Genomic DNA, 25589 nt, shown 5'->3' with positions numbered 1-25589 from the left:
TAAGAGGGTGTTTGTTCCACGGTAAATTCCTTTTGATGGAAGTTCCTTTATGTAGTGACATGTAACCATCTTCTATTTGTGATTAGCAGTGGCTTGCAGGACTTTATGTATATCCCGTGGATTAGAGTAACAACACTTGAATACATCCAGTAACATTTGCCCCGCATTATGCATCGCAATTCGCAATACATCCAGAAATCGCTTGTTTTCCAATTCTAGTTCCAATGAAGGTTGATCAGTCGTCTCTGTGGATGCCCTTTCAGGCAATGAAGAAAGCTCCTCTCTAGCCGTATGGATCCGTTTCTCGGTTTTTTCCTTTTGTTGCGCTAGCTTCTACATGTCATTCTGCTGTAGAAGCTAGCGCAACAAAAGTGAACTTACCTAGCGATATGAGCCATCTATCGGCCTGTTCTTCACCGCTACTAATCATAGTATCTCAACTTTCGCAGACTGAAATCGGCAAATAAGCCTTGATATAACTAGGCAGAGCAGCGATCCACCGTTCCAGTTGACTTTGAATTAATTTTTTGATTTTTGAATTCGTCTGTTTGCGCGCATCTTCAAGTAGACCGATCAACTGCTGTAAAGCGATAGCCCAATCGAGTTTATTTTCTTCGTCGCACAGCTCATAAAAAAGCCCACCAAGTGTGCGTTGATCAGTATGGCATCGGTTTTGCCACGTAAGTACGATATAGCGCGCGAAAACAATTATTGTATGACTGATTAGCACGTCGAAAGAGCGATTTTGAAATTCCTTCTCCAATCTTAAAAGGGACTCGGCCGTCTTAAAGAAGGCCTCAATATCCCACCGCATGCCGTAAATCCGGACGATTTCCTGTTCGGCTAGACTGCAGTCGGTACTAAGGATGGCAAGCCATTCACTGCGTTTATTCCTGTTCTGGATAAAAACAATCTTAACAGGCGTTCCATTCTTCATCACCGTGTCGATGGAACGAAGAATCCCTTTCTTGGACTCGACAGGCTGCGCCAGTTGATACAGTTGCTTCAAGGAAACCGGTTTTCCATTGACGAGATAGCGCTGCTTTGTTTTTTTACCATGCCAATGACGTCCAATCCCTGCTTTACGATGGCTTTGACAAGTGGAGGCAGGGTGAACCATGAATCCATCAAGACATAGCTGACTTCCACTTCGTTTGCCAGGGCCCGTCTAATCATGTCAGGCAATCTGTTTAGGGGCTGACTGAAGCGTATTCTCTCGACGTTTATAGCCGCAAGTGCGTTTTTCGATATCTTGAGAAATGCTATTAATTTGAGACTTTTTCGAACTGAGCAGGGAAAATCGATAGGCAGGAACGTATGGCCATCCCAAGGTTAACATGCGAAAACCTTTGTAAAAGCGCATTTTCAGGAACGCATGATCAAAGCAGCGTGCTAATAATTCTACTTTTTTACTACAATTTCGATCATACGCAGAATCATCGATAATCAACACTTTCTGCCGATCTTTATCTGTAAGGCGAGTCACCTTTTGAATGGTGAATGTACTTAAAAGAAGGAGAAAACGATGCCAATTGAACGTGGATTATTTCAAAAATCGATACACGGCATCTTGGCTGGATAGTTGTCTGCTTTCTTCGAGTCGAGTAGAGTAGAGAATACCAATTCTTATGCTGGAAAATCAGTCAGAACACCAACTGGAATAAGTACGAACAGCTGAAACCAAGGGATTTTCGAATGCCTGTTTCGCGCAAATGCTTATTGATTTTCAGCTCGGTAAAGACAGAATCCAATTCCTTTGGCAGTTGATTATGTGGGCTCGTTTGATCTATCATAGTAGGGACACCTCTTCTGTGGTAGTGATTTCTTAAACAATCTCACTTTACCAAAGAATGAGGTGTTTTTTCATTTCTTATTGTAGATGTCAAGGTTACTAATCGGCAAGCCCTAGTGCTAACACTATCAATGGTTACATACTATTTTCTTTAGTGCAAAAGTTAAGTAAATGCTTTTTTGATTCTTTCAATTTGAGCTTATATAATAGAAGGAACAGATCTTATCGGAAGAGGTGGCATGTATGGCGATTGTAATACCTTTCAAAACTTAAAAAAGGCACCGTCTTGGGCGGTGCCTTTTTTAAGTTTTTTTCCTTGATATTAATATTTGGCTTATGAAGCCAGTTTTATATTTCAATTATAAAGGGAAGAATCATCGGTCTTCTTTTTGTTTGAGTATATAATAGATTTTCAATTGATTTTTTTAGATTATGTTTTAAATCATTTCGTTTATCCCCATTCGATTGTCTTGATTCGTTAACGATAGTAATAACTAGCTGATTCACTTCATTCAAAATATCCTCCGCAGCACGTTCATAAACGAATCCACGGGAAATTATATGAGGATTTGAAATGATCTGCCCGTCCGTTTTGCTTAGGGAAATCACAACAATCAGCATACCCTCCTCTGAAAGCAATTTACGATCACGTAATACAATTTTCCCAACGTCTCCAACACCTAGTCCGTCCACGAAAACATTACCGGCTTGTATTCGTCTTGTTTGACTAGCAGCAGTGTTCTTAATATCTACTACATCTCCATTGTTAATAATGAAGACGTTCTCACTTTTCACGCCAACAGATTCGGCTAATGTTCGATGTTGCTGAAGCATACGAAATTCGCCATGAATGGGAATAAAATATGTTGGTTTCATCAAGGTGAGCATGAGTTTTAACTCTTCCTGGAAGGCATGTCCCGAAACATGCATACCTGATGTGCTACCGGATCCATAGATAACTTTGGCCCCTAAATGGAATAAATTATCGATGATGCGTGACACACTTTTTTCGTTACCAGGTATAGGGCTTGATGCCAGAATGACGGTATCTCCAGCCAATACAGATACTTGACGGTACGTTGAAGTCGATAAACGTGATAATGCTGCCATAGGCTCACCTTGACTGCCTGTGCAAATAATGACAATTTCATCAGGTGCCATCCGATTAATTTCATTTGCCTCTATTAAAGTGCCATCAGGTATTGTTAAATATCCGAGTTCTGCTGCGACGGATACAATATTCACCATACTTCTACCAAGCAAGGCAACCTTTCTATTTGTTTTAAGGGCAGCATTTATGATTTGCTGAACCCGATAAACGTTTGATGCAAATGTAGAGATAAATATTTTTTGGTTGGCCTTGCGAAAAGCATCTTCAATATGTTCGCCAACTACGCGTTCAGATTGTGTGAAACCAGGGCGTTCAGCATTAGTGCTCTCGGATAATAGAAGCAGCACTCCACGGTTCCCGATCTCGGTCATTTTATGAAAATCTGTATACTTCTCATTTATAGGTGTTAAATCAAACTTGAAGTCGCCTGTGTGTACAACGGTCCCTACTGGTGTATGAATGGCAATTCCTAGACAATCCGGAATACTATGATTTACAGTGAAAAATGTCATGTTTAGCGTACCTGCCTCAACATTCGAATCCGCATTAATCGTCTTTAGTTCCGTTGCACGTAGAAGTCCGTGTTCTTTCAATTTCAATTTAATTAAACCGAGGGTCAAGTTAGTCGCATATATAGGAATACTTAGCTGTTTTAGTAAGTATGGAATACCACCAATATGATCTTCATGCCCATGAGTCACAATCAATGCACGGATTTTATCTTTATTGTTTTGTAAGTATGATATATCTTGAATAATTAAATCCACACCTAATAAGGTTTCATCTGGGAACTTGGCACCACAGTCGATAATGATAATGTCATCTTCATATTGGAGTACGTACATATTTTTCCCGATTTCATTTATGCCACCTAAAGCAAAAATAGATAACGTGTTTTCTGCTATATTCAAAACGAAAAACCTCCCACAAAGTTATGTTCAATAAGTTAGATGTAGGTTAAGGTGTCCATAATAATGAAATTTATGTAACATGAACAAATATTATATATATTCACCATTGGTTATTTTTAATCCGCTTATTTCTTATTGTGATAAGCCACTGCCTATATAATCGAATAATTCTTCACATCGTTAACTATCTCCAACTAACAATTGACTCAGTCTTATACTACAAACGTTTCTTGTTGAAGAAAGTCCCTTACTTCTTTTGAATAACTTCGCGTTTCTTTTAAAATAATTTTCTATCAAACCATTTTGTCTTTTCCGTCGTTTCCTTTAGTAGAAGTACTATTTGAAAGGTGGTCGAGAGGATTGAAGAAAATTGTTTTTTTGCTGCTCGTCATTCTGACTGTTGCGGGATTGATTTTGATGACTGGCATGGATAGTGAAAAGCAAGTTAAGTCGAAAAAGGATGATAATATTGTTTATGTTTATGGTCCGGGTGGTCCTTTTGGTCCGATGGAAGAGTTAGCGAAGCATTTTTCAAAAGAAAAAGGCATTCAGGTTCAAGTGATTGCGGGACCGGAAGGGGAATGGATTGATAATGCAAAACAAGATGCAGATATTATTTACGGTGGCTCTTCCTACATGTTACGTAACTTTTTATTTTCCCATCCAGGATTAGTAAAAGAAGACTCTTGGGTTGAATTATATTCTCGTCCCGCAGGAATTCTTGTGAGGAAAGGAAATCCAAAAAGTATTCAAACGTTTGCTGATTTAACGAAAGATCAAGTCCGCATTGTCGATGTCAACGGAGCCGGTCAACTTGGACTTTGGGAAGATTTGGCGGGTCGTAAAGGACTAATTCACGGCATACAACAAAATATTGCGTTTTCAGTTAAAACGAGTGCTGAGGCAATAGAACTCTGGAATTCAGATTCGACAATCGATGCATGGATCACATATGAATCTTGGCATTACCGTCTTCAAAATGAAACGGACTTGGTAACGTTTCCGGAAGAAGAAAAGTTATATAGAGGGACGCCAGCAGCCTTAACAGTAAAAGGTGCGAATAAAAAGGGAGCAGAAAGCTTTTTAACTTATTTACAAACAGAAGAAGCCCATGAAGTTTTTCAAAAGTGGGGATGGAAGTAAAGAGTTTTAAAAAACAGCAAACCGTTTATCCATTCAAGTCGTTACCTTAAGTGAACGCGTAAAAAACTTTGGTATAGGGGGAATAAATGATGAAAAAATGGTTTTTGGGATTACTGTTGTTATTTGTACTTGGCGTAGTAGCTGCATGTGGAAATGAAAGTACAGAATCAATCAAAGATGGAGACAAAGGTTCAGAACCTACAGAATCAGTCAAAGACGAGAGCAATGAGTCAGAACCGGCTGGGCCGGCCCTACAAGTCCTATCGAATGACAGCACTGGCGAGTATTTAGCGGATGATGAAGGAATGACATTATATTATTTCAAAAAAGACGCGGAAGGAAAGAGTAACTGTACAGATGACTGCCTTGTAAACTGGCCGCTTGTAAAAGCTAGTGATTATGAAGTGCCAGATGGTTATGATAAGGCCGACTTCGGTAGCATCACTAGGGAAGATAATGGTGAAGAACAGTTGACGTTTAAAGGGTATCCACTTTATTACTTTGTGAAGGACGAGGCACAGGGAGACGTTAATGGGGAAGGCGTCAAAGATGTCTGGTATGTAGTAAATAACGAGACCGAGTTGGGAAAATAACTTTTGTAAATTAGGTTGGGACAGAACAGAAAAAACGTAAGGGGAGTCCTTTACGTTTTTTCTGTTCTTATCAGTAAATATTTTTTAGAGTATCAGAGTGTACCGGAACGGAGAAAGGCCGACTCCTGAGGAATCAGCGTGCGTCTTGAGACCCTGGACAGGTGCCTTAATTTCTGCAAAGTACACAGAAATACGGCCAAGCGAACTCTTCGTTGTTCGCTTGGCTCAAGCCACGCCCCTCGGAAAGCGTGCCTTTCGGAGTGCAGGGAAACGGGGTGAGATAGTTATGTCCCAGCCTCTGTATTTTTGTATGACCATAAATTTCCTCCTGTTAACAGCAAGCAATCTTGTTGGTATGATTAAAGAAGTAAGAATATTCAATCAGGAAGGAGTGTAGTGGTGTGCGTACAAAAAACGATGAGGAACTGTTTCGGTTAGTTAAAGTGAAGAACCGCAACGCACTTGAGGAATTATATGACCGATACGGTAAGCTTGTATATAGCTATGCTTACAAGTTTTCCAATAATCAAATGGAAATGTCAAAGGAGATTACCCAACTTGTCTATTTGAGGCTTTGGACGACTCAAAGTCATTATACTGCGTCAAAAGGGAAATTTATCAATTGGCTATTAACAATTACGAGAAATATTTGTCTAGATTATGTAAAGAAAGAACGGCGACACAAGTTTATGAGCGACGATGATTCGATTGAATATATTGCGGATCCGAAAAATAAAATTGACGAGCATATCGACCTGCAGTTAATACAGAATGCAAAACTTGAACTCACAGAGAAACAAAGGCGTCTAATCAATCTTTTATATTGGAGAGGTTGCACACTTAAGGAAATCGCCAAAATCGAACAAGAACCTCTTGGTACGATAAAAAGTCGGCTTCATCAGACATTAAAACAGTTGAGATTAAACTTGGAAAGGGGAGAGCAACAATGAACAATGACAGTAAAGATCTAGGCGAAAAAAAGTCTTTGTCTGATCAATCCCTTCTAAGTGATTTAATTGGAGCGGACGATGAAATATGGGAAGCTATGCATTTCGATTTTGAAGTTGTAGAAGAACCATTAGGGTTAAAAGAAGAAGTGTTGAATTTTGTGCTCGAGAGTGAAGATGAGAACGTAACGCCATGGGGAAAAATAAAAACTTTAATCCAATCGGTACGTAACCAGTTTACTCCGCTGACGACTAGTTTGAGTGCCGCGATGTTGTTAGGTATTTTTATGTTAATTACTCCCCTTATTCAAGGACCATCAGTAGAGAAATTCAGTGAGATATCAGCTACCATGAAGTTAAATGTTGCAGAAGGAGAAGAGGGCGAAGTATATGGTCAAGCATTTTTAATAAACAAAAGTGGAAAAGAGGAGCTCGTCGTAAATGTATTTGATTTCCCTCAAACGAAAGGGCAAGAAGTATACCAAGTGTGGTTGATCGACAATGGTCAACGCCAAAGTGCGGGTATCTTTAGACCAGATAAGGAAGGTTACGGTGTCCTAACAGTTGACATGTCAAAACTTAATTCATTTGACACAATAGGAATTACTTTGGAACCGAATACTAATAGTAAACAGCCTAGAGGAAAGAAAATTGTTGGAACTTGAAATTCAATTTCAGGTACTTAAATGAATTCCATAATTCCCAGCCCTTGGCTCCCACTGGTTTCAAGGCATCAAAAAAGAAGTACCTCCCCAAGTCTTGTATAATGGTAGTCAACTAAAACACCCAAAAAACTGGAGGTACTCCCTTTGACTATTATACGGCAACAGAGCCTATGTGGTAGCCATGGAGAAATGATGGTGAATGCAATCGCGTTATATCGAACGTATTCCGACCATCAAGGACTTAGTAAAACGCTTAAAATCTGACCTATCTTTCAAGCTGGATTAGCGGGTTCTAGCTCTCGGACTCAATTCCTACTGGGGATTCTTACAGCCACCTTCTAACTAAGGTAAGTGAAATGAACGTCCATGAATACTCGCTTCCTATACTAATTAGTCGGCCAATTTACGTTTGGAGGTACATGCTAATACCCGAAATTAATTTGTCGGTTGATGTAAATTTTTCCACAAGTTAATAGAAAAAATGATAGTAGCAATAACGATTAGTACTCCGCCAATACTCATCAATGGAATACCTACTGCGTTGTACCTTAGACCAAAAGCAATCAGACCAAGCAACATAATTGGTAATCCAATATTGTGAAGCCAAAAATGAACTTTTGCTAATATATTCTGGGTGATACTAGGGAAAGAATGATAAATCAAACCAAATAGCGTCATGGAAACCCATCCTAATAAGTTGATATGTGCGTGGGTGGATATAAATTGATACAAACCTGCCATTCCCATGACCATTCCTAATACAACACCAACTACAAAATATAAACTTGATATTTTAATAAGTTTTATCCCCAACTGTAACCACTCCTAATTTGATGATGTACAACAAACAACTACTTATTAGAAATAGTAGCTGAAATTTTATTTAATACTTGCAGGCAATTGTTTGTTTGACTGTTTTAATTAACGATTGATGCAATTCCTTTCCTCTTTTTGTTAAATAAATGAGATTACTTCTTTTATCTAAAGGATTTGGGGAACGATATACCAAATCTCTTTTCACTAGATTATCAATGATTCTTGACGTACTGGTTTGCTGACGAAAGCTGGCTTGCGCTATTTTCAATTGAGTTAAACCGTCATTAGACCATAGTTCATCGAGAATGATCCATTGCTCTGGTGTAATCTCCTGATTGGCTAATATAAAGTTTTTATGTAATAAATCTGTTATTAACTTTGCTGTTTGGTTAATAATAAAGCCTGGTAGATCTTCGCGTCTGTATACATCATTTTCATTCATTCATTCATTCATTCATTTACTATCCTCCGTTCGATTTTACCCATAATTAAAGCTACAAGTTTACCCACTATTGGCATGGCCAAAAAAGCTACTGGAATTGCAACAATTGTCCCAATTACTGTACTTCCTAGAAACGCTTTTATAAAAACACTAGTAAAACCAACATTCACAGCAGTCATCACAAATGACATTGGGACACTCATGAATATTGACATGAATACAGAGAAAAGAATAGCATCTATTTTTTTCAAAATCTCACCCCCTATCCTAATTACTTGCATATGCAAGTATTAAAGTTTAATTGATTTAATTCTTATTTTTTCTATTTAATGAATGACTTTTTTAATGATAAGAAAGTCAATGTTTGTGGCGGCGTTGATGTTAGAGGATCTAGCATTACGCTCGTTCACATAAGAGAGCGTTTTACAGCACATGAAACTAGTGTGAATCAGCTGATGCAATCAAAGGTAGATGTGAAAACATCGCTTTCTGTGAAAGTAATTGAAGGATCGAACGGGGAAATTACTGAAGTTGTACTCGCATCAAGGAATGGCAATGAATAGCGAATAGCGGCTGATCAACTTATTGTTAATTATGGAAATAGTACTTCGCTCGGTCCGTTGCAACAATGGGGTATTGAATTGGAACGAAATTCTATCAAGTTCAATACACGAATGGAAACCAATATTGAGGGAATCTGTGCAGCAGGGGATGTTACGACATTCGATGGAAAAGTGAAGTTCATTGCAACAGGCCTAGGTGAAGCACCTATAGCCGTGAATCATGCGAAAGCGTATATAGACCCAAAAGCGAGACTTCAACCACTTCATAACGCAAGTGTTTTTACTTAACATGAACTAATCTTCATGTTACTTCTGGCTAGCTCTAGCCCTCCTCTTTGTACAATGAAAAGCTATAAAAATACCTGCTGCCTGTCAAAATGACAGGCAGCAGGCCATAGAGGAGAAATATGAAAGGGTGTTACTTATTAAGGGTTCATTGCCATGGACATAGTTGGTAATAGGTCATTGGTCAATGTGTAAAGGGTAACAAGTAATTGGTTTCAGCAAGTTTGAGTTCATATTCCCCACTCTATGCCTCAAAAAGGAGTCTCACCTTTTTGAGGTTAAAAGTAGTTAGCGCCATCAAAATCAAGAACGATTGTATAGTTTTTCATGTTAATTCGATTCGATAACTGGTGTGCCGCTTTTTCAGCTTGCTGTGCTTTCAGTCGATATTCTTCTGGATCAAATAATGCTACACGATAAATCGTAGTGGATTCGGCAAAACCATATTGTATTTCTTCTTTACTCGCTAAAGAGAATTGTTTATAGTAAGAAGACTTTGCACGCAATTGGATAGCCAGTTCAATGGCTTCAACTAATGATAGTTGTTTGTCTTCGAATTCTACTGTATTTGTGCTGTTTGCTACGTAGATGAGATAATCTAGTTTGCGTTGATCTAGTCTAACTTGTTCCATCTCGGCTTCTACGTCTTTTAATGTTCGGCTGATTATTGGACGTGGTGCACCTTTTTCAACCGTTATGAAAGCGACTCGTTGGGCTTCTGTTTCCAGTTCACGTAATTGTTTAGATAAGATACTTTTTAATTTAATACCTTCAGCTAATGTAATGTTCATGATTTCACCTCGTCTGTTAGTATAAAGTCTGGATTCTTACTATTCAATACAGAACTCTGATAGTTGCCACCATTTATGCTGGTGAACATTTTCCCGCAAGCTTCAGCTAATTGTTGAGCCTTGTCGTTATCTAGCGAAGGATGAATGAAAAGCAATTGAATGATGTTTTCGGTTTCCTCTGTTACGGCTGTTCGTATTGAATCAACATATGGACTACCAAACGGACTGTATCCGTCGCTTAGAAGTAAGATGTTTTCAAAGGTATTGAATTGATTATTCAATCCTTCGTAGCCGTCCTCAGCCGTGCCGACAGACAACATAATATCTCCCGCTATTTTGTCAGCATCATAAATAACTGTTGGGATTTCGTATTGCAAGGAAAAGAAAGTGTTCAGATCTTCTGCACTATGGAAGGACGATGTATAGCGACGATCTTTGATCTGTTGTAAGAGTAACTGAAGAGCTGGCGGCTTAGTCGATGGGTCTGCACCGAGAGTTGTCCAAATGGATTGCCATTCCGCTAGACCGTTGAAATCTGTCAAATCTTTGTCGAGTAGCTCGAAATATAGTTGTTCTTGGAATAATTGTAATCGTCCTTTTAGCATTTGAGGTGATGCAGAGACGATTGTTTTGTTATAATAGATTAAGCCTAATTTAAAATCAGGGATTTTCGTGAATATAGAAGAATCAATAGTAAGTTGCATCAGTATCACCTGCTTGTAATTTTACTTCATCTTATCATAAGGGAGGCGGGGAATGGTGAATGTCGCTCAGTTACAGCATGAAATACAAACGTTTGCGGCGTCCATTGGAATAGACAAAATTGGTTTTACGACAGCAGCCCCGTTTGTGAAATTGAAAGATCGTCTGAAACAACAGCAACGATTGAACTATCAATCCGGTTTTGAAGAGCCGGATATAGAGAAACGAACGGAGCCTTTATTATTACTAGATCAAGCAGAGAGTATTATTGCTATAGCAGTTGCATACCCTTCGAAAATGTCAGACAGTCCCCGTGGGAAAAAAGGGGAACGTCGTGGTATGTTTTGCAGGGCTTCTTGGGGTGAAGATTACCATACCGTATTGCGTGATAAACTAGCACAACTGGAATTATTCATTTTAACTAAGGTACCCGATGCGCGACTTCGTTCTATGGTAGATACAGGAGAACTTGTAGATCGTGCAGTAGCAGAACGTGCGGGTATCGGTTGGTCGGCTAAGAACTGTTCAATCATTACGCCGGAGTTCGGATCCTACGTTTATCTAGGCGAGATGATTACGAATTTGCCATTTGCACCAGATGAGCCGATGGAAGATCAATGTCTAGACTGTAATTTATGTTTGGATGCTTGTCCGACTGGTGCGCTTGTACAGCCTGGACAATTAGATGCCCAGCGTTGTATTGCATTTTTGACACAAACAAAGAAACCTGTACCTGAAGAATTCCGACACAAAATCGGGAATCGGTTATATGGATGTGATACTTGCCAAACGGTTTGTCCAAAAAACAAAGGAATGAATCACAAGCATCAACTGTCATTTACGCCTGAGCCCGAGCTCGTTAAACCTTTGTTGCTGTCACTATTGTCCTTATCCAATCGTCAATTTAAAGAGCAGTATGGTCATATGTCGGGCTCTTGGCGTGGGAAAAATCCGATTCAGCGAAATGCACTCATTGCATTAGCTCATTTTAAAGATGAATCGGCGATACCGGAACTAACGAGATTAATAAAAGAAGATCCGCGACCGATGATTAGAGGAACAGCGGCATGGGCACTTGGGGAGATTGGAACGACAGAAGTACAAGAGGTGCTGAAAGAATGTTTGGTTATAGAAGAAGATGAGTTTGTGGTAAGTGAAATTAAGCAGGCTCTAGAACAGCTGCATATTAATTGAAAGAAGGTAGTAAGATGACGATTCACGTTGCATTATTCGAACCACAAATTCCCGCGAATACAGGAAATATATCCCGTACGTGTGCGGGTACCGATACTGCTCTCCATTTAATCAAGCCACTTGGTTTTTCTACTGAAGATAAAATGTTGAAACGTGCCGGACTGGATTACTGGGAGCATGTTGATATTACGTATCACGATGGAATTCAAGAGTTTATAGACGCGTATCCTGAGGGCGAGTTTTATTTCATTACAAAATTCGGAGAGACGAGCTATGACACGTTTGATTATTCGGATACCGATAAGGATATTTTCTTTGTGTTTGGCAAAGAAACAACCGGATTGCCAAATGAAATAACGGAGCAGTATAGAGAAAGTTGTTTGCGTATTCCGATGAACGATGAGCATATCCGTTCATTGAACTTGTCGAATACTGCTGCGATTCTAATCTATGAAGCGCTTCGTCAACAGAGATTTGCACATTTAACGTAATGTATAAAAAAAGGGGATTGGCTCATGGCCAATCCCTTTCTATTTACTTCATTTGATTCGTTTTTGATTCGCCTGGCTTATTTTCATATCCGCCAGTCAAGATTGCAGATAAGAATGCAAAACAAACGGCCATAATTAGAATTAGTCTCATTGTTTGTACCTCCTATGAAATCGATAGTCCTTCATACAGTATACCGTAAAAAATATATAAATGAAATAATCTTCGTCATTTTATGTGACAGGTTACTAACAAATCTTAATGAGGCAGGAATAGCAACTGATAGGTGAACAATACCGCAAAGATATACATCAACACAGGAACTGACTTACCTTGCCCCTTTGTAATCTTCAGTAACGGGTATGTGATGAACCCAAGTGCAATACCTGTCGCAATACTTGAAGTAAGTGGCATCGTTAAAATAACTAGAAATGCTGGGAACGATTCGTCGAATGAATCCCAGTCTATATTTTTTACCGCTCCGATCATCAAACTACCTACAATGATCAAAGCAGGTGCCGTAATGGCTGCGACGCCAGATAAGGCGCTAACGATCGGACTGAAAAACGCAGCGGCTATGAATAGCACGGCAACCGTTAATGTAGTTAACCCTGTACGACCGCCTACGGCTACACCAGAGGACGACTCGACGTAAGCGGATGTAGGGCTAGTTCCGACCATTGAGCCGACTGTGGCGGCTACTGAGTCGGCTAGAAGCGCATGGCGAGCACGAGGTAAAGAATTACCTTTCATGAGTCCTGCTTGCTTGGCTACGCCGATCATCGTTCCCGTCGTATCAAATAAAGTAACGAGTAGAAATGATAGTACGACACCGTATAAACCGTATGAAATTACATCTTCCATGGCCTGTACAGGATTCCATACAAGAATTCCTTCAGGCAGGTGAGGCATTTTTACAACACCATCGAAGTGTAACTGCTTCGTGAAGAAGGCGACGATACCTGTTGCAATCATACCTATAAAAATAGCCCCGTAGACATTGCGATTCATAAGAATAATCGTCACGAGCAATCCGAACAAAGTCAGTAATACGGCAGGCGAGGTGAGTTCACCTAGCTGTACGATGTTGGACTCATGAGGAACTACTAATCCCGATAATCGCATCCCGATGAAAGCGATAAACAATCCAATTCCAGCTGTAATACCATGTTTAAGATTTTCGGGAATTCCTTCTATTAGCTTTTCCCGGAAAGAAGTCATTGATAATAATACGAAAATCAGACCTGCTATAAAGACCGCAGAAAAAGCTGATAAATAGTCCAGTTGACCGTTTGACCCTATGACGACTGAAGCAAAGTAGGCGTTCAACCCCATACCTGGTGCAATAGCGATTGGGTAATTAGCGAATAAGGCCATCCAAAGTGTACCGATGACAGTAGCTATTATAGTGGCTAAAAAGACTTGGTCAAATGGGACACCGGCCTCCGATAAAATAATGGGATTAACGATGACGATATAGACCATCGTCAGGAAAGTGGTCATCCCTGCCAGTAGTTCTGTTTTGACAGTCGTTTGATTCTTCTTTAATTGGAACACTGTGAAATCTCTCCTTATATTACGAACATAATAAAGTCCATAGACAATAATATTCGTTTTTACAGAAGAAATCAACCTGTTATACTGAAAAAGCATTCGTAAATTCTGTGAAATAATGTACAATTACCCTATGAGTGTATAAAGGAGGATTTTTTATGTCAACGATTTTTGATCAGCTGGTTACACTGAGCAACGGTGTGCAAATGCCACAGTTCGGTTTAGGTACGTATAAAATGACAGAACCTGAGCAGACCATGCAAGCCGTCGAGAAAGCGGTTTCACTAGGCTATCGCGCAATTGATACAGCATCTATTTATGATAATGAACAAACTGTGGGGGAAGCAATCCGTCACTCTGGTATCGCACGTGAAGACTTATTTGTGACATCGAAAGTATGGAATGATGAGCAAGGATATGATGAAACACTGCGCGCATTCGAACGTTCGTTAACTAGATTGGACATGAATTACTTAGATTTGTATTTGACCCATTGGCCTGTTGCCGACAGTTATGTGGATACATATCGTGCAATTGAAAGACTGTATGATGAAAAATTGATTCGGGCTACTGGTGTTTCGAATCATCATGAAGCTCATTTACAAGAGATATTTACGTTTGCCAATATCCGTCCTATGGTGAATCAAATAGAACTCCATCCTCGTTTAACTCAAGAGCCATTGCGGCAGTTTTGCAGTGAGCATCAAATTGCGGTAACTTCTTGGAGTCCGCTAGCTAGAGGGCAAATTCTTGAAGATGCAACACTCACTGCAATCGCTGCACAGCACGGGAAGACTGTAGCACAGGTCATCATCAGGTGGCATATCCAAAATGGCTTGATCGTCATTCCAAAGTCTGTGTCACTTGACCGTATTCACGAAAATTGTGAGGTAGCTGATTTTGAATTAACATTTACGGATATGTCGATGATCAACGCGTTAAACCGTGATGAACGGACAGGTATGGATCCAGACTCGTTTTAAGTGGAGCTATTGAGGTAAAGGGGTCAAGATGCAAAAGAGGTGGACAACTGTTTAGACCACGATATGTGGCTGTTGTTAGTGAAGTGATAAATTTTGAATGTCCTAGAAGTCAGCATACTCCATGGGATTCTTTTTTTGCAATGTTAGGTTTGATAGCAAAAAGTAGGGTGTCTACGAGGAGGGAATTGAAGGAAATAGCTCACTCACTGTCGTTAGTGTGAGTATTGTTTTTGTCTTTGGCTTAATTAGAATCAAGTTCAAATGCTAACCAGATTACAAGTCTCTTTATACTTCACGAACAACTTTCCAAGTAATAAAACAGGAATGAAAAAGAGCTGTCATCAGTGGTCTCTACGACCTCCTGGACAGCTCTTTTTTTATTCAGTTTCCACTACAATCAACTCTGACGTAATAGGATGTGTGAAAGCGACCTTTGTAGCAACTAGCTTATATGGTCCTCTTGCCATTGTCTCGCTGCCATACAGCTGATCTCCAACTACGGGGTGACCCATATGAGAGAAGTGGACACGAATCTGGTGTGTTCGGCCTGTTTCCAACTGAGCTTCAACAAGTGTCGTATCCGGTTTACGTTCAATCACCTTAAAATGCGTGACTGCCGATTGGCCCGATGGTGATACTCTGCGCTTAGTGGCATGATAGCGATCTTTACCAATTGGCATATTAATCGTGCCACGCGGTTTTCTTAGCTGGCCTTCAAGTTCAGCCGTATAATATCGTTCGATTTGATTCTGTTCCAACATCCGATCGAACATAGTTTTTGCTAGTGGATGTTTTGCGATAAGCAAAACTCCAGCCGTGTGTTGATCTAGGCGGTGGATATGCTCTGCATAGCTGCCACCTTTTGCATCGATATAGCCCATGACTTCGTTCATCAATGTGCCAGTACCAGGTACGTGTTCTGGATGTACGGACACTCCGGCGGGTTTGTGTACCGCAAGTATATGCTCGTCTTCCCATAGCACACGTAAGGAGTCGGAAGGTTCTGGTTTGTAGTCGGACTGTGCCTCAGAGAAACCGAAGATCAGTTCCGTGCCCTCGGGGAGGGGTTCTTTCCATTCCACTGGTTGTCCTTCCGAATCCGTTACGCTCTTATCCATGCGCATTTGATGAACCGATTTCTTACCGCCTTGCCATTGTTCTCTCAGTAATTTTTCAATCGTTTCACCGGGTTGTTGAGTTGTATAATGAAAACTTGTCATCTACGTAGTCTCCTTAGTTGCTTTCGAATTCATCAAAGAATGCTCTTATTTGATCGTCAGGCTGTGAGCCGACTGTTCTGCCTTGTTCTTTTCCATCTTTATAGTGGACTAGTGCAGGCCATGCTGTAATATCGTATTCCGGTTTTATCTGATCTCCATACTCAAGCAAATTATACTGGTAGACATGTGCATTATATTCGTCTGCAATCGGCATTAAACGCGGAGTCATATCCATACAGTGCGGGCATTCCGGACTGAAGTAATAAACGGTTGTTGGTTCGCCACTTTCAATTTTTTTGAAGATATCTTCAGGAAGTGCGACGTTCTGATAACTTTCATTGTCTAATAAATCAATTGTGGATTGTTGTAGATTATTTGTACCGTACGGATTGTCAGCCAGTTTTGTCTCATTGGATTTATTATTAAGGACGATGATCAAAACGAAGATCACGACTATAATTCCACCAATGGCTAATAATTTTTTCAATGTGTTTCACTCCTTTGTCTGTTTCAAGATTACAAGACTTGCGATGAAAATAAAAGCGAATGCTATCAATGCAAGAAAAGGAATCGTGATAAATCCGAAATAATTGATGTAAGCACCTGTACAAGAAGCCCCGCCACATTCAGGAGCGCTGTCTTGTAGAAAAGCCAGTTTCTGAATACCATAGTGGTAAAGCGAAATGCAACCGCCGATAAAAGCGAGGGAAGCCGTAGTCCAGGCAATTGAAATATTTTTCTGAATGAGTGCGATCAAACCGATCAATACAATAGGATACATGAAAATCCGTTGATACCAGCACATCGTACAAGGTATGTAACCTTTGATTTCTGAAAAATACAAAGAGCCAAGAGTAGCGATTAGTGCGACGGTCCATATGGAAAGGAGCCAGTTTTCCTGTTTTTTATTCATGGAGCATCTCCTTATAATTAGATAATAGATAAAAGCTTTCCCGTTTAAACAGGAAAGCTTTATTTGGACGAATCGGTAGCCTCATTGGTTGCGATGTCGGGAGGTTGCTTTTTAGCTTCTAGATAAAGAATGTGATTACCGTCTACTTCTTTAACAGTAAACTCATATCCTTGTTCAATAATCTTTTCTCCTTGTATAGCTTCAAAGCGTTGATCCATGAACCAACCACCGATCGTGTCGATATCATCTTCAAGAATTTCAATATTTAATGCGTGATTGACGTTTTCAATCAACATCTTAGCATCTAAAATATAATGGTCTGGACCCACAATTTGAAGTTCAGGTAGTTCATCCATGTCGAACTCATCGCGGATTTCGCCAACAATTTCTTCTAATATGTCTTCAATAGTGACGAGACCTGAAGTCCCTCCATATTCATCCAATAAAACAGCCATATGAATACGTTCGCGCTGGATCTTTAAGAGTAAATCTCCAATTGGAATCGTTTCAATCACTCGGATAATTGGCTGCATATAATTGGTGACCGATTTACTGCCATTTGACGGATCTTTAATATAGGCCGTCAGTAAATGTTTCATGTTGATAAGCCCGATCACGTGATCTTTGTCCCCGTCGATAATTGGATAACGGGTAAACTGTTCTACGCCTAGTAATTCAAACACTTCGGATAACGTCATATCTTTATCGACTGTCATCATTTCTGTTCGTGGAAGCATAATTTCTTTAGCGACTCGATCATCAAACTCGAAAATACGATTGACGTATTTGTACTCTGCTTGATTGATTTCACCGCTACGTAAACTATCGGATAAGATAATGCGCAATTCTTCTTCTGTATGACCTACTTCTAGTTCGGAAATGGATTTGAAGCCTAGCAATCGTGTAACAAGACGTGCCGATCCGTTCATTCCTTTAATGATCGGGTACATAAGACGGTAAAATAGATTCAGTGGGACGGCAAGGGATAGGGATAATTCTTCCGCCTTGTGCAATGCGATGGTCTTTGGAGCTAGTTCTCCTACCACGACATGCAAATAGGTGACGATCGCTAAAGCGATAGTGAATGAAAGAATGGTTTCGACATTGGCATCGAGCGTAAACATGTCAAAAACGGGAGCTAGCATCATGCGAACTGTTGGTTCCCCGAGCATACCTAGGCCAAGTGCCGAAATCGTAATTCCGAGCTGACAAGCGGATAAATATTCATCTAAGTTATCGGCAATTTTTTTTGAAAGAACCGCGCGTTGATTACCTTCATCGATTAATTGGTCGAGACGCGATGAGCGGACTTTCACGATTGCGAATTCACACGCAACAAAAAAAGCGGTGATTGCGATCAAGGCAGCAAATGCTGCCAATCGTATGGCAATATCCAAATAATAGCTTCGCGCTTAACCCAGATGAGGGAAAAGAACAAAGCGTACACCTCCTGTAAAGTAAAGTTAGTTATCTTTTATAATAATTTATTTATAGAGAAATTACAATTCGATTTGCTTACAGAAGGGAAAAAAATCATTCCAGAGGTACATAATGTGTCGAACTAAAGAGTGGAGGGGACGTGGTAACACCGCCACACGGTTAAGCTAGCTTCGACTTATGATTAGTTTTGTTGTTTTACAAATTTTATAAAACGTTTAAAAAAGACTGAAGATCAAGTCCTTTGCACAAGGAAAATGTCTTCAGTCTTAGATTAAACTGTTACTCACCGTATTTGGGTTGGGTTTCTTTAAAAGCATTTTGTTCGTCGGGGATGCGGCTTTTGTCTTCAAAGACGTTTTCAGTCTTTTGGTTTTGTAACTTCAAACGCTCTTTTTCTAACTGTTGTTTACCTTTTGATTGTTCGTTGCCCATAAAAGCACCTCCTCTAGTTAGAGGATGGTCGGTTTAAGTGGATCTCATTCATAGACGTGGAAAGTCATAAGGTCATGAACCATTCGTAAGACTTTTTCTTCATCTGGCGGTATGCCGTTTGTCCAATGGATTGTTCCGTCTTTATGGTAGTCGCCTTTGTATTGTTTGTTTTGGTAATAGAAAGAGATGGTCCATCCTGGTAGATCAGTGTCTTCAAACATTTTTTTGTAACTGAAATGTTGTAGCATGTTGTTTTCTCCTTTATCGTTCCATTAGTGATATCCTGTTCGTCCCTTTCATAAACTGACCAAAAGGAACGAAAGGATGAGAGTGTGTTTGTTACTCAACTACGTAATGCAGTCGAGGAAAAGTATAAGTCGTATTTTTATTATAAGTCCATGTATCAACTGACGAATGATTTGCTATGGCAGGAATTTATTCGCCATGCGTATGAGGATGAAAAAAGTCATTACGAAATGTTCCAGCAGTTGCATTATATAATGACGAACGAGTTTGTGCCAAATCCGAAAAAGCCAGCGCCTTGTACGAATTTGAAAGAATCGGCTAAAAATGCACTAGTTTCTGAACTTGAAGCGGTAGAGCAATGCAAGGAAATGTTTCTGACGATTCCTTTTGAAGAGGCATATGATCCGATTTTCATCGCGTTACATGACGATATGGAGCATGCGATTCGAATGTCTACCATATTCAATGGAGTAAATTAAATCAAACGTCGAAAGAAAAGTCTTTGAAATACTTAGCACCTTCAAGCATCCGAACCCCATACCAGAACATTTCGCCATCAATTAGCTGGATCGCTGAATCAGGTAGCATTTCTTGGAACTGAACTTGCTGCTTTTCTTTAAAGGGATATGGTTCAGATGACAGCAATACTAAGTCGAGATTAGCTTCCTTGAATTGCTCTTCTGTAAGAGCTGGATAGCGGTCAGATGATTCGACAAATGGCGTGATAAAACCGAGTTTTTGCAACAACGAGTTAATGTAGGTGTCTTTGCCCGCAACCATATAGGGTTTTTGCCAAATGACATAGGCAACTCGCGCAGCAGGAAGAGTAGGGAGTTCTGTGAATGCTTGCTTAATTTCCGTAACAAGCGACTCGGACTGTTGCTCATGATCAGTCAATGATCCCATATCTGTAATCATTCTATAGGCTTCTTCGATCGTCTGTACTTCTGCTACATATACCGGATAGAACTCGGCAAGAATGTCGACCATCTCTTTTGTGTTTTCTTCTTTTTCCATAATAATCAAATCGGGTTGTACTTCATGTATCTTTTCCAACTTCAGGTCTTTCGTTCCTGCAACTGCGGGAACGTTCTTAGCTTGTTCGGGATAAATACAATAACGTGTGCGTCCGACAATTTCTTTCTCAAGTCCAATTCCGAATAATGTCTCCGTAATACCAGGACATAATGTGACGATTCGTTTAGGTGGAAAATTATACACAACGGTTCTTCCCAAGTGATCAATAATTTCTTTCTTCAATGAAATGAAAGCCTCCTTTGGCGGTAGGTGAAAACGTAGGTTCATAGTAAGTAATACTCTACTTGCAACGTACCTGAACGGCTATCAAATGTAAAGTCAGAAATCTCCGCCTCAAATTGCTTTTCATTCAGCTGGTTTTTGTTATAATTGGAACGAAGACCAAGTGGAATAAGGTGAAGCAATTGAAAATAGTGCTGACTATTTTGTTTATGGCGTTTATTGGCGCATTGATAGGTGGAGTAACGAATCATCTGGCGATTAAGATGCTGTTCAGACCCCATGAAGCAAAATACATTGGAAAAACTCGTTTGCCGTTCACACCCGGCTTGATTCCTAAGCGCCGAAATGAATTGGCGACTCAGCTTGGTAAAACGGTGACAAATTATTTGCTGACACCTGATCTGTTCCGGAAAAAGATGTTGACGCCTGGGATGGAAAAGCGTGTAGAGACGTTTATCCAAAGTAAAATGGATCAATACATCTTGCAATCAGATAAGACATTGAATGACTGGCTCAAGCTTGCAGGTGCCGACAAACTTCCAGACCAAGTGGAAGACAAGTTGGTTACTTTAATCGACCAGCAGCTATACGAGATGAAAGCAAAAGTGACAACAGGTACTGTAGAAGAAGTCATGCCGCTTCGTTGGCAACAACAAATTGAAGAAAAAATTCCTTTAGCTTCTGACTTTGTTCTACGACGCGCAAGTCAATTTGTTGATTCGGCAGAAGGAAGACAGACATTCCAAAAGTTGATAGATGATTTCTTAGCTTCAAAAGGGACATTCGGCGGTATGCTCAATATGTTTTTCGGAGAATCGGAGTCGCTGGTCGGCAAGGTTCAACGGGAAGCATTGCGATTTATAGAAGCACCTGGAACAAAAGATTTATTAGATCAACTGATTTGGAAAGAATGGCAGAACGTTCAGCAACAACCGATGGAACAGTTGACGTCTGGATTCGACTTTGATAGTGTGTTTGCTTCAGTGAGAAAATATGCACTCAATCAATTGGCACTACATGAAAGACTCGATCACAGCTTGTTACATTATTGGCCACAAGGTTCCACATGGACGGCTGCTAAGGTTACACCACAGATTGTCAACTTTTTATTCGCTCAAGCAGAAGCGCAGCTTGAACAATCGTTAAAGAAGCTAAAACTGGATGAAATGGTGAAAGAGCAGGTAGACACGTTCCCTGTGGCGGTTCTAGAAGATCTAGTTCTTGGCATTTCACGCAGAGAGTTTAAAATGATTACAGTTCTAGGCGCATTTCTAGGTGGGATCATTGGAATTGTGCAAGGAATTATTGCGCTTACACTAAATGGATTGTAGGAGGAGATAGTATGTCAGTAAACATTTATGATGATATGAACAAATTGGAATCTACTTTACGCAAGACAGATGAGTATGTAGCGGTGAAAACAGCGATGGCCGATGTGAAAAGTGACGAACAAGCACTTGCATTGTTCGAAAGCTTCCGCGAAATCCAAATGAATTTACAGCAGAAACAAATGGCGGGTGAGGAGATTGAAGGAGACGAGTTGGAGCACGCACAGAAAACTGCCCAACTTGCCCAAGAAGATCCGAAAATCTTAGCTATGTTAACAGCTGAAATGAAGCTTAGCGAGTTGATTGAAGAAGTAAACCGTGTAGTTTTGAAACCAGTTGCAGATTTATATGAAGGATTTTAATTAATAGACACATCGAAACCGGCCTTGGCCGGTTTTTTTTAACAGATGGAGAGTAGGAGAAAATGATGCAGCAATTATATGTAAATCAACAGTTCCCCCAAGATTGGATTCGAATGTTCACACATTTGGCCAATTTATTTTTCGAACAGTCTAAACTAGTTACAGAGCAGGCGGATGATACAGCGATTGATCTACGGTTTACCGAAGTTTACGAAGAATCTCCAAGTATAACTGCGGATATTCAATGGCAAGGTACGCACTATACGTCGCATTTTGCCGAAGAGGTAAAAGAGACAGATGAACGCGAGCAGCTACGTCAGCGAAAGAGAATGTATTCCCACGTATTGCTAGACGTGTTGGAACAAGCAACAGGAATGAATCAAGAGTGGGGGATTCTAACGGGGATCCGTCCTACAAAGTTGTATCATATGTACCGGCAAGACGGTCATACGATCGATGAAGCAAAGCAATTACTTCAGCAACGCCATCGTGTATCGGTGCGGAAAAGTGAATTGATTGCAGAAATTGCGGACGTTCAGCTGAATGCATTGCCAGATTTGTATTCATTGAAAGAAGAAGTGAGTATATATATTGGCATTCCGTTTTGCCCGACAAAATGTGCGTATTGCACGTTCCCGGCCTATGCTATTCATCGTAAAAGTGGGCGGGTAGAAACTTTCCTCGACGGCTTGCATGAAGAAATGCGTGCGATAGGTAAATGGTTAAAAGAGCGTGATATTCGCATCACAACAATTTATTTCGGTGGCGGAACTCCAACGTCTATTGAAGCAGATGAAATGGATGCGCTCTATCAAACGATGATGGAGTCATTCCCTTATATGGAACATGTTCGTGAAGTGACAGTGGAAGCCGGCCGTCCCGATACGATTACGGTACCGAAACTTGAAGTACTGAAGAAGTGGGGGATCGATCGAATCAGTGTCAATCCCCAGTCATATACGGACGAAACATTGAAAGCAATCGGCCGTCATCACACTGTACAGGAAACGATCGATAAATATTGGTTGTCCCGTGAGCAAGGAATGCGCAATATTAATATGGATTTAATCATCGGTTTACCGAATGAAGGTCTTGAAGAATTTGAACATTCATTAGCGGAAACAGAAAAGATGCAGCCGGAATCTTTGACGATTCACACGTTGTCGTTCAAGCGTGCTTCTGAAATGACACGCAACAAAGACAAGTATCAAGTAGCGGATCGTGAAACCGTAGGGAAAATGATGACGCGTGGCGAGGAGTGGTCACGCGATAACGGATATATTCCGTATTATCTTTACCGCCAGAAAAACATTTTAGGAAATCTTGAAAATGTTGGGTATTCAAAACCCGGTGAAGAAAGTCTCTACAATATTTTGATCATGGAAGAAGCACAGACCATTATCGGTTTAGGTTGCGGGGCCTCAAGCAAGTTCATGGAACCAGCAACTGGCAAGTTGACGCAATTCCATAATCCGAAAGAACCTGGCGCTTATATATTAGGATTTGAAGAAGCTATTGATAAGAAAATAGCGTATTTAGAAGAGTTATTTCCGTCCTCGGAAACTATAAAATAATGCTGATTCCCCCTTCGCAAAAAATGTCGGGGGAATTTTTTGTTAAAGTTATGCAAATGCTCAGGTAATTGTGTATAATGTAATGAATGAACAACCATTCATATAAAGGGGGAATTAATTTTGACAAAACAGATTGACGTGGAAATTGAAGGAAGATTAGCGACAGTAACTTTTAACCAACCTGAAACGATGAACGCGTTAGACGGGTTCATGATGAAAGAATTGGCAGATATCGTAGATCAATTAAAGGATAATTCATCAGTACATGTCGTACTGTTCAAGGGAGCAGGTCGAGCATTTTCTGCCGGTGGAAACGTCAAGGCGATGTTAGACCCGAATGGTCCGATGAAAATGGAAGATATTATGGTCGATTTGTCAAGATTAGCCTTGTCTATGTACAGCATGCCACAAATCACGATTGCATCCGTACACGGTGCGGCTGCAGGACTTGGCTGCAGTATCGCCATTGCATGCGACGTCGTTATCGCGGAAGAATCAAGTAAAATTGCTATGAACTTCATCGGTATCGGACTCGTACCAGACGGTGGCGGTCACTTCTTCCTGAAAGAACGCGTAGGTACAGCCAGAGCTAAACAACTGATCTGGTCGGGGAAAGTACTCGATGGGAAAAGTGCAATGCAGATCGGACTCGTGGATGAAGCGGTAGCAGACGGTGAAGCTTGGAACACGGCACAACAACGTGCACAAGTGATTCTAAACTCCCCGACAGCTGCCATGGCAGCAACAAAGAAAATACTCCATGCGGCGGGCATCGCAGAACTCGAACAAGTAGTGAAACTTGAAAGCGAAGCACAAGCAGCCATGCGTTCCTCAACTGATCATCGCGAAGGCGTACAGGCATTTGTCGAGAAAAGAAAACCGAGCTTTATAGGTCAATAAATGGCATGCAAAAAGACGCGCTAGGAACACTGCGCGTCTCGTTTATATCTATGAATATATTTGAAGAATTATTGATACTTGGCGGCTGTTTCTCTCCATGAGAAATAGCCTTTTTCTATAGCGCGCAATAGTAACTCCGCTGAAGCTAAATTTGTAGCGAGAGGAATACCATAGACGTCACATAATCGAAGTAAGGCGCTCACATCTGGTTCATGTGGCTGTGCGGTCAACGGATCCCGGAAAAATAAAATCAAATCAAGCTCACCCGTCGCGATCATAGCACCCATCTGCTGGTCGCCACCAAGTGGTCCCGACATGAGTCGTGTGACAGAAAGATCGGTTTCTTCCATGATGCGTAATCCTGTTGTGCCCGTTGCATAAAGAGTATGCTTAGCAAAAATCTTCTCGTAAGCAATTGTGAAATTGACCAATTCAGCCTTTTTTTCATCATGCGCAATCAAAGCAATGTTCAAACGAGTCACTTCCTTCTACGATTTCTCAACGACCCTAGCGTATCACAAAGTCCCCGAAAAATCTTGTGCTATTTTTATAAATATTTGTAAAACTGTGCGCAATACACTTTTCTGTGGTGCATGATCATCGTATAAAAAACAAAACCCCCTAAAACGGAGATTTTGTCATTTGTTCACGTATGGAATAATAATAGTTTACCAAGAGGGGAAGCTAGGCGGTGCGTTCGCTCGAGCAGGTCTTTTTCTGTCAATAACTGATGACCTTGTTCTTTTGCTGCATCATCGGATTCAGCAGTGAAAGTTTCTTCTGTAATCAATGAACCATCTTTTTCGTAAGCTGTAAGTTTGTACGTTTTCATTGTATCGCCTCCATTAAGTTTTACTTAGTATACTATGAAATGAATAAAATGAATAATGATTCAGTGAATTAAAGTGCTAAAAGATACGTAACGTTTAGAAT

The 25589-nt window shown here is 40.4% G+C and carries 31 protein-coding genes and 1 pseudogene; 14 read left to right on the top strand and 18 right to left on the bottom strand.

Annotation, left to right across the window (positions count from 1 at the left end; translation table 11 throughout):
- Window positions 1–72: 72 nt before the first annotated feature.
- The 3 genes and pseudogenes from H605_RS0110335 to H605_RS0110325 form a co-directional block, all read right to left on the bottom strand.
- Window positions 73–267, bottom strand: coding sequence for a hypothetical protein (locus H605_RS0110335; RefSeq protein ID WP_029054154.1), 195 nt, complete (start codon window positions 265–267; stop codon window positions 73–75).
- Window positions 268–436: 169 nt separating this feature from the next.
- Window positions 437–1793 (bottom strand): annotated as a pseudogene (locus tag H605_RS17740) (IS4 family transposase).
- A 347-nt stretch (window positions 1794–2140) separates the two neighbouring features.
- Window positions 2141–3814 (bottom strand): ribonuclease J, encoded by a 1674-nt coding sequence (locus H605_RS0110325; RefSeq protein ID WP_029054153.1) that lies wholly within the window; start codon window positions 3812–3814, stop codon window positions 2141–2143.
- A gap of 360 nt (window positions 3815–4174) precedes the next feature.
- Here H605_RS0110325 and H605_RS0110320 point away from each other — a divergent pair, with 360 nt between their 5' ends.
- From H605_RS0110320 to H605_RS0110300, 4 genes are all read left to right on the top strand, one after another.
- Entirely contained in the window at window positions 4175–4957 is a 783-nt protein-coding gene (locus H605_RS0110320) for an extracellular solute-binding protein (protein WP_029054152.1), read from the top strand.
- An 89-nt stretch (window positions 4958–5046) separates the two neighbouring features.
- Complete coding sequence (locus H605_RS0110315) at window positions 5047–5550, top strand: COG4315 family predicted lipoprotein (RefSeq protein ID WP_029054151.1); 504 nt, start codon at window positions 5047–5049, stop codon at window positions 5548–5550.
- 401 nt (window positions 5551–5951) lie between these two features.
- Window positions 5952–6500 carry an RNA polymerase sigma factor gene (locus H605_RS0110305; RefSeq protein WP_029054149.1) on the top strand — a complete coding sequence of 183 codons (549 nt, stop codon included), beginning with the start codon at window positions 5952–5954 and terminating at the stop codon, window positions 6498–6500.
- Window positions 6497–7162 carry an anti-sigma factor gene (locus H605_RS0110300; RefSeq protein ID WP_029054148.1) on the top strand — a complete coding sequence of 222 codons (666 nt, stop codon included), beginning with the start codon at window positions 6497–6499 and terminating at the stop codon, window positions 7160–7162. Before H605_RS0110305 ends, H605_RS0110300 begins: the two co-directional genes overlap by 4 nt.
- Before the next feature lie 435 nt (window positions 7163–7597).
- Here the strand turns inward: H605_RS0110300 and H605_RS0110295 are convergent, their stop codons facing one another.
- The 3 genes from H605_RS0110295 to H605_RS0110285 form a co-directional block, all read right to left on the bottom strand.
- On the bottom strand, window positions 7598–7975 hold the full coding sequence (locus tag H605_RS0110295) for a cbb3-type cytochrome c oxidase subunit I (protein ID WP_029054147.1): 378 nt from the start codon (window positions 7973–7975) through the stop codon (window positions 7598–7600).
- Between the two features lie 70 nt (window positions 7976–8045).
- A complete protein-coding gene (locus H605_RS17735) occupies window positions 8046–8420 on the bottom strand; it encodes a MarR family winged helix-turn-helix transcriptional regulator (protein WP_051210551.1) in 375 nt (124 codons plus the stop codon).
- 8 nt (window positions 8421–8428) lie between these two features.
- A complete protein-coding gene (locus tag H605_RS0110285; protein WP_051210550.1) occupies window positions 8429–8671 on the bottom strand; it encodes a DUF2798 domain-containing protein in 243 nt (80 codons plus the stop codon).
- Window positions 8672–8749: 78 nt separating this feature from the next.
- On the opposite strand from H605_RS0110285, the gene H605_RS19440 reads away from it, so the two are divergent.
- Both H605_RS19440 and H605_RS19435 read left to right on the top strand, forming a co-directional pair.
- Window positions 8750–8983, top strand: coding sequence for a hypothetical protein (locus H605_RS19440; protein ID WP_232321258.1), 234 nt, complete (start codon window positions 8750–8752; stop codon window positions 8981–8983).
- 3 nt (window positions 8984–8986) lie between these two features.
- Window positions 8987–9271: an FAD-dependent oxidoreductase gene (locus H605_RS19435; protein ID WP_257788269.1), complete on the top strand. Its 285-nt coding sequence runs from the start codon at window positions 8987–8989 to the stop codon at window positions 9269–9271.
- 275 nt (window positions 9272–9546) lie between these two features.
- On the opposite strand, the gene H605_RS0110270 is transcribed toward H605_RS19435, so the two are convergent.
- Together H605_RS0110270 and H605_RS0110265 are read right to left on the bottom strand one after the other, a co-directional pair.
- Window positions 9547–10059: a hypothetical protein gene (locus H605_RS0110270; RefSeq protein WP_037561881.1), complete on the bottom strand. Its 513-nt coding sequence runs from the start codon at window positions 10057–10059 to the stop codon at window positions 9547–9549.
- Window positions 10056–10763 (bottom strand): B3/B4 domain-containing protein, encoded by a 708-nt coding sequence (locus tag H605_RS0110265; RefSeq protein ID WP_029054143.1) that lies wholly within the window; start codon window positions 10761–10763, stop codon window positions 10056–10058. Before H605_RS0110265 ends, H605_RS0110270 begins: the two co-directional genes overlap by 4 nt.
- 55 nt (window positions 10764–10818) lie before the next feature.
- On the opposite strand from H605_RS0110265, the gene queG reads away from it, so the two are divergent.
- Both queG and trmL read left to right on the top strand, forming a co-directional pair.
- A complete protein-coding gene (queG, locus tag H605_RS0110260) occupies window positions 10819–11955 on the top strand; it encodes a tRNA epoxyqueuosine(34) reductase QueG (RefSeq protein WP_029054142.1) in 1137 nt (378 codons plus the stop codon).
- 14 nt (window positions 11956–11969) lie between these two features.
- Window positions 11970–12446 carry a tRNA (uridine(34)/cytosine(34)/5-carboxymethylaminomethyluridine(34)-2'-O)-methyltransferase TrmL gene (gene trmL / locus H605_RS0110255; protein WP_029054141.1) on the top strand — a complete coding sequence of 159 codons (477 nt, stop codon included), beginning with the start codon at window positions 11970–11972 and terminating at the stop codon, window positions 12444–12446.
- A 256-nt stretch (window positions 12447–12702) separates the two neighbouring features.
- On the opposite strand, the gene H605_RS0110245 is transcribed toward trmL, so the two are convergent.
- Window positions 12703–14001, bottom strand: a complete 1299-nt coding sequence (locus H605_RS0110245; RefSeq protein ID WP_029054140.1) for an NCS2 family permease — start codon at window positions 13999–14001, stop codon at window positions 12703–12705.
- Window positions 14002–14156: 155 nt separating this feature from the next.
- Between H605_RS0110245 and H605_RS0110240 the strand changes: the two genes are divergently transcribed.
- Complete coding sequence (locus tag H605_RS0110240) at window positions 14157–14981, top strand: aldo/keto reductase (protein ID WP_029054139.1); 825 nt, start codon at window positions 14157–14159, stop codon at window positions 14979–14981.
- A 377-nt stretch (window positions 14982–15358) separates the two neighbouring features.
- On the opposite strand, the gene H605_RS0110235 is transcribed toward H605_RS0110240, so the two are convergent.
- From H605_RS0110235 to H605_RS0110210, 6 genes are all read right to left on the bottom strand, one after another.
- On the bottom strand, window positions 15359–16201 hold the full coding sequence (locus tag H605_RS0110235) for an RluA family pseudouridine synthase (RefSeq protein WP_029054138.1): 843 nt from the start codon (window positions 16199–16201) through the stop codon (window positions 15359–15361).
- A 13-nt stretch (window positions 16202–16214) separates the two neighbouring features.
- On the bottom strand, window positions 16215–16688 hold the full coding sequence (locus H605_RS0110230) for a thioredoxin family protein (RefSeq protein WP_029054137.1): 474 nt from the start codon (window positions 16686–16688) through the stop codon (window positions 16215–16217).
- A 6-nt stretch (window positions 16689–16694) separates the two neighbouring features.
- Window positions 16695–17114: a disulfide oxidoreductase gene (locus H605_RS0110225; RefSeq protein WP_029054136.1), complete on the bottom strand. Its 420-nt coding sequence runs from the start codon at window positions 17112–17114 to the stop codon at window positions 16695–16697.
- Between the two features lie 59 nt (window positions 17115–17173).
- Complete coding sequence (locus H605_RS0110220) at window positions 17174–18511, bottom strand: hemolysin family protein (RefSeq protein ID WP_029054135.1); 1338 nt, start codon at window positions 18509–18511, stop codon at window positions 17174–17176.
- 322 nt (window positions 18512–18833) lie between these two features.
- Window positions 18834–18986 carry a hypothetical protein gene (locus H605_RS18940; protein WP_155979513.1) on the bottom strand — a complete coding sequence of 51 codons (153 nt, stop codon included), beginning with the start codon at window positions 18984–18986 and terminating at the stop codon, window positions 18834–18836.
- Between the two features lie 44 nt (window positions 18987–19030).
- Complete coding sequence (locus tag H605_RS0110210; RefSeq protein ID WP_029054134.1) at window positions 19031–19234, bottom strand: YheE family protein; 204 nt, start codon at window positions 19232–19234, stop codon at window positions 19031–19033.
- An 84-nt stretch (window positions 19235–19318) separates the two neighbouring features.
- Between H605_RS0110210 and H605_RS0110205 the strand changes: the two genes are divergently transcribed.
- Window positions 19319–19711 carry a ferritin family protein gene (locus H605_RS0110205; protein ID WP_029054133.1) on the top strand — a complete coding sequence of 131 codons (393 nt, stop codon included), beginning with the start codon at window positions 19319–19321 and terminating at the stop codon, window positions 19709–19711.
- Window position 19712: 1 nt separating this feature from the next.
- On the opposite strand, the gene H605_RS0110200 is transcribed toward H605_RS0110205, so the two are convergent.
- Window positions 19713–20492, bottom strand: a complete 780-nt coding sequence (locus tag H605_RS0110200; RefSeq protein WP_029054132.1) for a helical backbone metal receptor — start codon at window positions 20490–20492, stop codon at window positions 19713–19715.
- A gap of 173 nt (window positions 20493–20665) precedes the next feature.
- On the opposite strand from H605_RS0110200, the gene H605_RS0110195 reads away from it, so the two are divergent.
- The 4 genes from H605_RS0110195 to H605_RS0110180 all read left to right on the top strand — a co-directional run bounded on the left by H605_RS0110195 (window position 20666) and on the right by H605_RS0110180 (window position 24656).
- A complete protein-coding gene (locus tag H605_RS0110195; protein ID WP_029054131.1) occupies window positions 20666–21823 on the top strand; it encodes a DUF445 domain-containing protein in 1158 nt (385 codons plus the stop codon).
- A gap of 11 nt (window positions 21824–21834) precedes the next feature.
- Window positions 21835–22182 carry a YlbF/YmcA family competence regulator gene (locus H605_RS0110190; RefSeq protein WP_029054130.1) on the top strand — a complete coding sequence of 116 codons (348 nt, stop codon included), beginning with the start codon at window positions 21835–21837 and terminating at the stop codon, window positions 22180–22182.
- A 65-nt stretch (window positions 22183–22247) separates the two neighbouring features.
- Complete coding sequence (locus H605_RS0110185) at window positions 22248–23756, top strand: coproporphyrinogen III oxidase (protein WP_029054129.1); 1509 nt, start codon at window positions 22248–22250, stop codon at window positions 23754–23756.
- Window positions 23757–23873: 117 nt separating this feature from the next.
- Window positions 23874–24656, top strand: a complete 783-nt coding sequence (locus tag H605_RS0110180; RefSeq protein WP_155979512.1) for an enoyl-CoA hydratase — start codon at window positions 23874–23876, stop codon at window positions 24654–24656.
- Window positions 24657–24724: 68 nt separating this feature from the next.
- Here the strand turns inward: H605_RS0110180 and mgsA are convergent, their stop codons facing one another.
- Both mgsA and H605_RS0110170 read right to left on the bottom strand, forming a co-directional pair.
- Window positions 24725–25129 carry a methylglyoxal synthase gene (mgsA, locus tag H605_RS0110175; RefSeq protein WP_029054127.1) on the bottom strand — a complete coding sequence of 135 codons (405 nt, stop codon included), beginning with the start codon at window positions 25127–25129 and terminating at the stop codon, window positions 24725–24727.
- A gap of 173 nt (window positions 25130–25302) precedes the next feature.
- Window positions 25303–25488, bottom strand: a complete 186-nt coding sequence (locus H605_RS0110170; RefSeq protein ID WP_029054126.1) for a YhzD family protein — start codon at window positions 25486–25488, stop codon at window positions 25303–25305.
- Window positions 25489–25589 lie beyond the last annotated feature (101 nt).

The organism is Sporosarcina ureae DSM 2281, assembly GCF_000425545.1.
GTDB classification, from domain to species: Bacteria; Bacillota; Bacilli; order Bacillales_A; family Planococcaceae; genus Sporosarcina; species Sporosarcina ureae.
This window is presented reverse-complemented; position numbering and strand designations above follow the sequence as displayed.

What these genes read in the sequence shown, in the direction of transcription:
- H605_RS0110315 (WP_029054151.1), top strand. Translation starts at nt 5,047, where the DNA reads ATGAAAAAATGGTTTTTGGGATTACTGTTGTTATTTGTACTTGGCGTA.
- H605_RS0110300 (WP_029054148.1), top strand. Translation starts at nt 6,497, where the DNA reads ATGAACAATGACAGTAAAGATCTAGGCGAAAAAAAGTCTTTGTCTGAT.
- H605_RS17735 (WP_051210551.1), bottom strand. Translation starts at nt 8,420, where the DNA reads ATGAATGAAAATGATGTATACAGACGCGAAGATCTACCAGGCTTTATT.
- H605_RS19440 (WP_232321258.1), top strand. Translation starts at nt 8,750, where the DNA reads ATGAATGACTTTTTTAATGATAAGAAAGTCAATGTTTGTGGCGGCGTT.
- H605_RS0110270 (WP_037561881.1), bottom strand. Translation starts at nt 10,059, where the DNA reads ATGAACATTACATTAGCTGAAGGTATTAAATTAAAAAGTATCTTATCT.
- H605_RS0110265 (WP_029054143.1), bottom strand. Translation starts at nt 10,763, where the DNA reads ATGCAACTTACTATTGATTCTTCTATATTCACGAAAATCCCTGATTTT.
- trmL (WP_029054141.1), top strand. Translation starts at nt 11,970, where the DNA reads ATGACGATTCACGTTGCATTATTCGAACCACAAATTCCCGCGAATACA.
- H605_RS0110240 (WP_029054139.1), top strand. Translation starts at nt 14,157, where the DNA reads ATGTCAACGATTTTTGATCAGCTGGTTACACTGAGCAACGGTGTGCAA.
- H605_RS0110235 (WP_029054138.1), bottom strand. Translation starts at nt 16,201, where the DNA reads ATGACAAGTTTTCATTATACAACTCAACAACCCGGTGAAACGATTGAA.
- H605_RS0110225 (WP_029054136.1), bottom strand. Translation starts at nt 17,114, where the DNA reads ATGAATAAAAAACAGGAAAACTGGCTCCTTTCCATATGGACCGTCGCA.
- H605_RS18940 (WP_155979513.1), bottom strand. Translation starts at nt 18,986, where the DNA reads ATGGGCAACGAACAATCAAAAGGTAAACAACAGTTAGAAAAAGAGCGT.
- H605_RS0110210 (WP_029054134.1), bottom strand. Translation starts at nt 19,234, where the DNA reads ATGCTACAACATTTCAGTTACAAAAAAATGTTTGAAGACACTGATCTA.
- H605_RS0110190 (WP_029054130.1), top strand. Translation starts at nt 21,835, where the DNA reads ATGTCAGTAAACATTTATGATGATATGAACAAATTGGAATCTACTTTA.
- H605_RS0110185 (WP_029054129.1), top strand. Translation starts at nt 22,248, where the DNA reads ATGCAGCAATTATATGTAAATCAACAGTTCCCCCAAGATTGGATTCGA.
- H605_RS0110170 (WP_029054126.1), bottom strand. Translation starts at nt 25,488, where the DNA reads ATGAAAACGTACAAACTTACAGCTTACGAAAAAGATGGTTCATTGATT.